4 protein-coding genes and 1 pseudogene are annotated in these 7319 nt (G+C 66.5%); 3 read left to right on the forward strand and 2 right to left on the reverse strand.

The window, feature by feature from the left end; genetic code table 11:
* Positions 1–46 precede the first annotated feature (46 nt).
* On the reverse strand, positions 47–358 hold the full coding sequence (locus ACH9D3_RS00885) for a 4a-hydroxytetrahydrobiopterin dehydratase (protein WP_396409499.1): 312 nt from the start codon (positions 356–358) through the stop codon (positions 47–49).
* A 105-nt stretch (positions 359–463) separates the two neighbouring features.
* Here ACH9D3_RS00885 and ACH9D3_RS00890 point away from each other — a divergent pair.
* Together ACH9D3_RS00890 and ACH9D3_RS00895 are read left to right on the forward strand one after the other, a co-directional pair.
* Positions 464–1297: pseudogene (locus ACH9D3_RS00890) on the forward strand (IS5 family transposase).
* Between the two features lie 290 nt (positions 1298–1587).
* Positions 1588–2889 carry an NYN domain-containing protein gene (locus tag ACH9D3_RS00895; RefSeq protein ID WP_396409500.1) on the forward strand — a complete coding sequence of 434 codons (1302 nt, stop codon included), beginning with the start codon at positions 1588–1590 and terminating at the stop codon, positions 2887–2889.
* 729 nt (positions 2890–3618) lie between these two features.
* On the opposite strand, the gene ACH9D3_RS00900 is transcribed toward ACH9D3_RS00895, so the two are convergent.
* On the reverse strand, positions 3619–4344 hold the full coding sequence (locus tag ACH9D3_RS00900; RefSeq protein ID WP_396409501.1) for a YwaF family protein: 726 nt from the start codon (positions 4342–4344) through the stop codon (positions 3619–3621).
* Positions 4345–6249: 1905 nt separating this feature from the next.
* Between ACH9D3_RS00900 and ACH9D3_RS00905 the strand changes: the two genes are divergently transcribed.
* Positions 6250–7299 (forward strand): homocysteine S-methyltransferase family protein, encoded by a 1050-nt coding sequence (locus ACH9D3_RS00905; RefSeq protein WP_396409502.1) that lies wholly within the window; start codon positions 6250–6252, stop codon positions 7297–7299.
* The last annotated feature ends 20 nt before the right edge of the window (positions 7300–7319 follow it).

The raw sequence follows: 7319 nt of genomic DNA on the forward strand, positions 1-7319 counted from the left end.
GCTCGGCGCCTCAACGGTCCGTTCGCCCCTGCCCGACGGCGCGGACTCACTCCGCGGCCGCGACCCCGAGGTCCACGGCGTGGCCGCTGATGGTGCGGGCCAGGTCGATGTCGCGGCTGGTGATCCCGCCGACATCGTGGCTGGAGAGCGTGACGCCGACCTCGGGGTAGGTGAGGGTGAGGTCGGGGTGGTGGTTGGCCTCGTCGGCGGAGGCGCCGATGCGGTTCACGAGCTCCAGCCCGGTGGAGAACTTCCGGGTCCTGAAAGTGGCGACGAGAGTCTCACCGGCCTGGCGCCAGCCGGTGAGCCCGGCCTCGGCGACCTCGGCAGCGGACACCTTCCGTTGGGCATCAGTCATGGTGCCATCATGGCCCCGGCGGGCCGCCGCGGGCCACCCCTAAGACCTGGTCTCAATACCTGATCTGTCGTTGCCGCCCGCTTGGGAGTGCTTCACAGTGCCTGCATGACGACGAGGAAGCAGTCGTGGATGGTCGATGACCGTCTGTGGGAGCTGATCGCCCCGCTGATCCCTCCCCAGCCACCTCCTCGAGGGCCCGCGGGGCCGACCCCGGATCGATGACCGTGCCGCCCTGGGAGGGATCCTGTTCGTGCTCCACACCGGGTGCCGCTGGCGGGATCTGCCCCCGGCCTTGGGCTGCGGATCCCGGCATACCGCCTGGCGCCGCCTGCGCGAGTGGCAGGAGGCCGGGGTGTGGGAGAAGCTGCACCGGGCTGTGCTCGAGGAGCTCTCCGAGCAGGAGATCCTCGACTGGTCGAGGGCCAGCATTGATGCTGTGTCCGTGCGGGCCAAAAAGGGGGGCGAGCTGACCGGTCCCAACCCCACTGACCGCGGGAAACCAGGCACGAAGTACCACCTGCTCACCGACGCGGCCGGCCTGCCCCTGCACGAACTGGTCTCAGCAGCCAACACACACGACAGCAAGCTCTTCGAGCCGCTGCTGGAGACCAATCCGGCAGTGCGCGGTCGCCGCGGTCGTCCGGGGCGACCTCGCCGCCGGCCGGAGAAGCCGCAGCGGACAAGGGCTACGACTACCCGAGGTGCCGTCGCTACCTGCACCGGCGAGGCATCAAGGTTCGGATCGCTCGCCGCGGAATCGAGGCCAAGACCCTCCTGGGCCGGCACCGCGGGGTCGTAGAGCGCACCATCTCCTGGGTGCCGCGCTTCAAGCGCCTCGGGCTGCGCTACGACCGCACCGCAGCCACGCTGTTGCCGTTGCTCCTGCTCGCTGTCACACTCATCAACTTCCGCCGACTCCGCCAGTCGACCGAGTTCTGAGACCAGGTCTAATCCGCAAGGGCGTACACACCCGGGCACTGCCGCGGTCAGGAATGCGCGGAGTCAGCAGCTGTCGAGGCTACGGATCCTTCCGACATGCCACTGGATCCACTTATCTACGTGGCTGAAGGCCAAAGTCGAACGGATGGGGGCCCCGCTGTATTTGATGCAAGACATCTGCGCACGGTACGGCCGTGCTGCGGCCTATGGGGCCACTGCAAGTGATTAGCTAATGCACATAGTGCATTCCACCCAATCGCAAGGACGCTATGGGCCACCGCAGGTCAGCCATGTTCATAGACTTCGACAACTTCTTCAGTGGATTGCTCAGTAGCGACCCGAAAGCAGCCCTCGAGCTCGCAGAACGACCGTCCGCATGGATCAACCGACTGGCCACGCACGACGCTGACGACGTCCGACGCTGGCTAGTACTGCGTTGCTACATGAACCCTTCTGGCAGCATCGCCCACCCCCTGCAACCGGGGGAGCGGCTGTACTTTTCGAAGTTCCGGCCATTCTTCACCCAGGCCGGCGTGGAGGTCGTGGACTGCCCCAGTCTCACGCGGGGGGCGAAGAACGGAGCGGACATCCGCATCGTGATCGACGTGATGACCGCTCTGCAGCACGACACCTGCTATGACGAGTTTGTCCTGGCCTCCAGCGACGCGGATTTCACGCCGTTGCTCCAGGTGCTGCGCGCTCATGATCGTCGGACTGCAATCATCGCCACTGGCTCGACGGCGGTGGCCTATGAGGCCCTGGCTGACCAGTACCTCGATGAGCAGGACCTGTTCGACCTCATGGCCCCGGACCAGGAGTCAGAAACTGACGTCGCTGAGGAAGCTGCGGCGATCCTGGAAGTACACAGCGTCGCAGGGGACGCCACTCCCGGGGGCCGGCCGAACGACGAGGAGGCATGGCGGGAGTTCTGCGAGGTGGTGCGCAGCGATTACGAGTCCTCCAAGGTGCCCATCAATTCTGCCCGCCTTGCCAGCCGGATCCACGCAGATCTGGGTGAAGTCGTCACACGTACCCGGTGGTTCGGTGGAGGAACGTTCCGGAAGGCCGTCGAGCGGATCGGCTTGCCCAACCTCAACTTCTCACCGCACCACTTCTGGGACTCGACCAGGCACCCGGCACCCGAACCCGTCCAGCCTGAGCCGAGCGACCCGCCGGAGGTCCCGGCGCCGCTTCCCCCGGGTATCACCCGATTCTGCGACGTCGCGAAAATGCCCCGACTGCCGCAGGAACACTGGCCCGTCGTGTTCGAGGTGCTCTCGGAGTACGCCCGTGAATTCGACTTCAACCTCTCGGAGGCCTCGAAGTGGTCCAGGGACCGCGCCAGGGAACTCGGTGTTGAGGTCTCCCGCAGAGCACTTCTCTACGTTATTCGAGGTGCCCGAACCGGTGGCGCCGACCTCAGTGCGGACCAGGCCCCTGATGCCCCTGCCATCGGCCGCGCTGTGCTCAGCAGCGTGCTCGAACAGGCCGCCCTGGCGGGCTTCTCTCCTTCCGAGGACGAGAAACAAGACCTGACCGACTGGCTAGCAGTCGACGCGTCAAGCTCCAGGCTTGTCCACGGAATGCAGTGACGACCGGAACGGTGCCCGTCCTTCAGCCTTGCGCGGGTCGCTGGCAACGCTGTCGCCCGCTCAGCATGAACTCTTGAACGGTTGGAGCCGGGCGGTGTCGAAGGGGTCGGGAATGGCCAACTAAGCCGGGTCGGCGAGCACATGCCTGATGTGAGCAAAAATGCCTAGATCTCGGGAGTTCAGGACTGGTCACATTGGCCAGTTAGCCCGGTGCCTCACACCCGGCCCGACGCACGAGCACGACGACGACGGTCCGGCCTGCCTTCCCGAGGTGGGCCCGACCGCCGTCGTCTCCGAGCGCTCGAGAATTTCATCCCATCGTCGGTTTCTCGGGTGTGAGATCTCAATCCATCCGTCAGTTCTTCAAGCTAGATGTCAGTGCGGCACCCGAGTGTGAGTGGTCAACTGAACTGTCATCGACCGACGAGTAGCACGTGCCGTCGACAGCCATCATGGTGCACAGAGCAAGGCCCCGGAGGGAAACCTTCGGGGCCTTGCCCTGCTGTTCTGTGTCACTTGCTCCGCTGGGCCGCGACCCAGGCCATGTCCTCGAGATCTGTGGTGCGAAGCTGCCCCTTCAGCTATGCGATCCTGACCTGTCCGGACGCTACGGAGTAGTCGACGGCACGTGAGGACCGGCCCCGTGGTGGCAGACGAAAGACCTTGAGGGAGCGGATCCAGCGGGGCTGCCCCGGGGGGCCTGAATCGCCGCCCTGCTGTCGTGTTGTCTCAGCCTGCCGTCTCAACCCGGATCTCGGCTGAACGCGGCCGTCGGATCGTCCACGGCCAGGTCATGAGCGCCCACGCCACGGTGATGATGAGGAACTCCACCAGCAAGTACCACGGCCAGGGCCCGAACAGGTCGAGGATCGAGGGGTTGTCCGGCTTCCCGTTGAGGAAGCCGTAATTGGTCCCCAGCCAGTTGTTGAGCCCGAAGGTTGCAACCGCCCACATGACAGTGACGGCCAGGGTCAGGCGGTAACTGCGCCAGTCAACGGGGCCGCCACGTCCCCACATCAGGTACAGGGCTGCCCACAGCACAAGGATGTGCTGGACCCAGAGGTCGATGAAGTCGATGTGGGGGAAGTCCGGCGAGTCGAGGGCGGGGGTCAGGATGGCCTGCGGGTTGAGAGTGAGTCCCCAGTAGTAGGTGAGCGCCGTCGCCCAGCGGACCCGTGTCCACAGGGCGATGACAGCGACCATCCATGCGAGATCCGAGAGGTGGACCGGCAGAGAGATGTGGACCTCGAAATTGCCCGGCCACCACCGGTAGACGAGCATCGTCACCGTATACGTGGCCAGCACCGAGGCGAAAACTCGGGAGAAGATTACCTCGGCTTCGGAATCCCGCAGACGGCGGCCCAGCACCACCACGACCGCAGCACCGAGGACGCAGACGCCCAGAGCAGCCCAGTGAGTGGGGCCGTAGGGTACGAAGACCTCCTCGTTGGGCATCGCCGTCTCCCCTCGACCTGTCGGGATTATAGGCGTCCAAGGCCGAGCGCCAGAAGCGCGAGGTGACTCACCCGGGACCAGGAAAGGTCGGAGAGCACCTCCCAGACCGGAGACCGACGTCCGGGGTCGGTCGGACCGAGGAGGCACCGGCGACGTTGCGGTCGGTGAGGATCGCGGCCCAGCCGGTGTTCCGGCGCACGATCTCCGCGTGCTGAAGCGTGCCGTGCTCGTTCTGCCAGTGCATACCCTCCGTCCGATGCTGCGAGTGACGGAGACCAACTGGTAGGGCCGCTTGGCCCGCGGTCGTGCATCGCCCCGAAGCAGCGGCACCCGTCCTGCGCCGGTGTAGCCGAGGCTGTGTGACCTGTGAACTCCGCCGGAACCACGGAGGTCGCAATCCTGCCCTCTACGTCCCATAGCCGCAACGGCACCCGGTACCGAGGTGCGTTCAGCTCATCCATCCCAGACCCTCCCTTGCGGGTTCGGACGGCGGAATCACAGCGGATGCGTCTGATTGTCTTCTGCTAAGAGACCGTTGCGGCAGTGGGGAACCGCCCTGCTGCATGACAGGCCGAGAGGGGCCACGAGCCTGTACACCATGGCGTGCGGCAGGAGTATGCCGCAGGCGGAGAGGGTGCCCCAGGCAGCTGCTCGCTCCGTGAGCTGGTGCCATGGCATCCCGGGGTGGGACAGTCGCGGGGTAGTGTTCGTGGTGGACACGTAGAACTCGCCTTCTGGTGTCTGCGGCTCGCTCGGTCTTACTGGACCGGGCGAGCCATTCTCAGTGGGTGGTGAGTGGAACTCCCCTGGAGTCGGAGGGAGTCCTCGAAGGCCCTGGGGCTGAAGCCCTCTCCCGGAAACGCCCGGATCGACGGGCCTCCCGCGAATTACCCGCAACACTCGCCAACGGGTGCGGCCACCTTGCCCTGGACGGCGATGGCATCGCTCGACCCCACGCCCGGGTGCACACGGAGGGGTTGCTCACACCTGGTCCCACAACCCGCTCGCCCGGGGCAGTGGGCGAGGTGGGTGAAGGCGACGGCCGGCAGCAACAGCGGGAGCAGGGTGGCTTCGGTGTGGTCGGCACGGATCGTGAACGACGACCTGATCACCGGGGGGCTGGGTGGCCAGCAGGCTGTATCCACCGGTATCGGGCACAGGAGGGGGCCTCCCTATTGGCCGGTCCGCAGATTCCACCCGGCAGGGGGACGTAGGCGTTGTCGGTGTTCGTCGGCACTGAGGCGTGCACGTCCGGGGAGGGCGCCGTGGCATCGACGTCGGAAGGGCCTATGTCGACCTTCTCGGGCACGGGAGGGGTCGGGTGCTGTTGATGCGGTGGGGCCGGAGGCTCCCGGCGACGCCGGTCAAAGGCAGTGGCACCACGATCCACAACTCAGTTCGCCCGACGGCGCCGCTGACGGTGACCTGCCGGAGCGGACACGCCTCGTCGCTCCAGGGCCTTGTCGAGCACCCACTGCGGGGTGCGCCCGGACGGGGACTTGGCCAGCGGCGGCAAGGCGTCGGGGAGACCGCGGGCAACGAGCACTATGTCACGACAGAACTCCCGGGCGTCGGGAACGGGCAGAACAACATCCCTCCGGACAGCCCTGCGGGCAGGTCCGCTCGGATGTCACCTGAGGGTGCGGGAGTTCCCTTCATCCGCCGGAGTGGGTGCCGCCACGAAGCAAGCACAGAGGACTGCCACGGAATTATCACACCCACAGTGGGGTCTTCCGGGAAGTACTGCAACACGACGCTCCGTGGCGAAATGTGACGGCGGAAGGCAGCCGGTGGCCCACCCACGGGGCAGGTGCGTATGTTCCCGTCTAACTGCACGACACCGGGGTCCGTCGAGGACGGCGCGGGCTCGTCCAGTCTCACCCAGTCGAGATCCGAGGAGGCCGCATGGCCGCTACACCCACCCTGACCGACCGTCTGACAGCAGGCCCTGTCATCTGCGCAGAGGGCTTCCTGTTCGAACTGGAACGGAGGGGCTACCTCAGCGCGGGCGAGTTCGTTCCCGAGGTCGCGCTGGAGTACCCGGAGGCCCTGCGCACACTGCACGTGGACTTCCAGCGCGCCGGATCGGACATCGTCGAGGCGTTCACCTACAACGGGCACCGCGAGAAGATGCGCGTCATCGGCAAGGAGGACCTGCTCGAACCGCTCAACCGGTCCGCACTGCAGATCGCCCGAGAGGTTGCCGACGCCCGTCCCGGTGACCTGATGGCGGGAAACATCTCGAACACCAACATCTGGGATCCGTCCGATCCGGGCAGCCAGGCCAGCGTGCGGGCGATGTTCGAGGAGATGGTGGGGTGGGCGGTCGACGAGGGAGCCGACCTCATCGTCGGGGAGACCTTCTACTACGCCGGTGAGGCGCTCGCCGCGCTCGACGTGGCACAGAAGTCCGGGTTGCCGGTCGTCATCACCCTCGCTCCCATGGCCTTCGAGGAGATGGCGGACGGGATCGGTGTGGTGGAGACCGCGCAGCGCCTCGAGCAGGCCGGAGCCGATGTCGTGGGCATGAACTGCTTCCGGGGTCCGGAGACGATGATGCCGTGGGTGAGGCAGATCCGTGCGGCGGTCTCGTGCCACGTGGCCGCGCTCCCGGTGCCGTACCGGACGACGGAGGCCGAGCCGACCTTCTTCAACCTCAGCGACCCGCGGGCCCGGGTGGCCTCTCCGCACCACCGGGCGTTCCCGACGGCGCTGGACCCGCTGGCCACCAACCGGTACGAGATCAGGCATTTCGCGGAGGAGGCCCTCGAGCTCGGTGTGCACTACCTGGGCGTGTGCTGCGGGGCCTCTCCGATGCACGTGCGTGAGGTCGCCGAAGCGGTGGGGCGTGTGACCGAGGCGAGCCGGTTCTCCGAGCGGATGGAGAACCACTTCATGTACGGGAGCAATGAGCGTCTGCCCGCGCACATCGTGGAGCTGGGCGACCGCGCCTGAGAAGGCGTGGGCCGGCGCCG

The sequence above is a fragment of the Kocuria kalidii genome, from assembly GCF_044462225.1.
GTDB lineage: Bacteria > Actinomycetota > Actinomycetes > Actinomycetales > Micrococcaceae > Kocuria > Kocuria kalidii.

Coding starts and splice junctions, on each gene's coding strand:
- ACH9D3_RS00895 (WP_396409500.1), top strand. CDS start 1,588: ATGTTCATAGACTTCGACAACTTCTTCAGTGGATTGCTCAGTAGCGAC.
- ACH9D3_RS00900 (WP_396409501.1), bottom strand. CDS start 4,344: ATGCCCAACGAGGAGGTCTTCGTACCCTACGGCCCCACTCACTGGGCT.
- ACH9D3_RS00905 (WP_396409502.1), top strand. CDS start 6,250: ATGGCCGCTACACCCACCCTGACCGACCGTCTGACAGCAGGCCCTGTC.
- ACH9D3_RS00885 (WP_396409499.1), bottom strand. CDS start 358: ATGACTGATGCCCAACGGAAGGTGTCCGCTGCCGAGGTCGCCGAGGCC.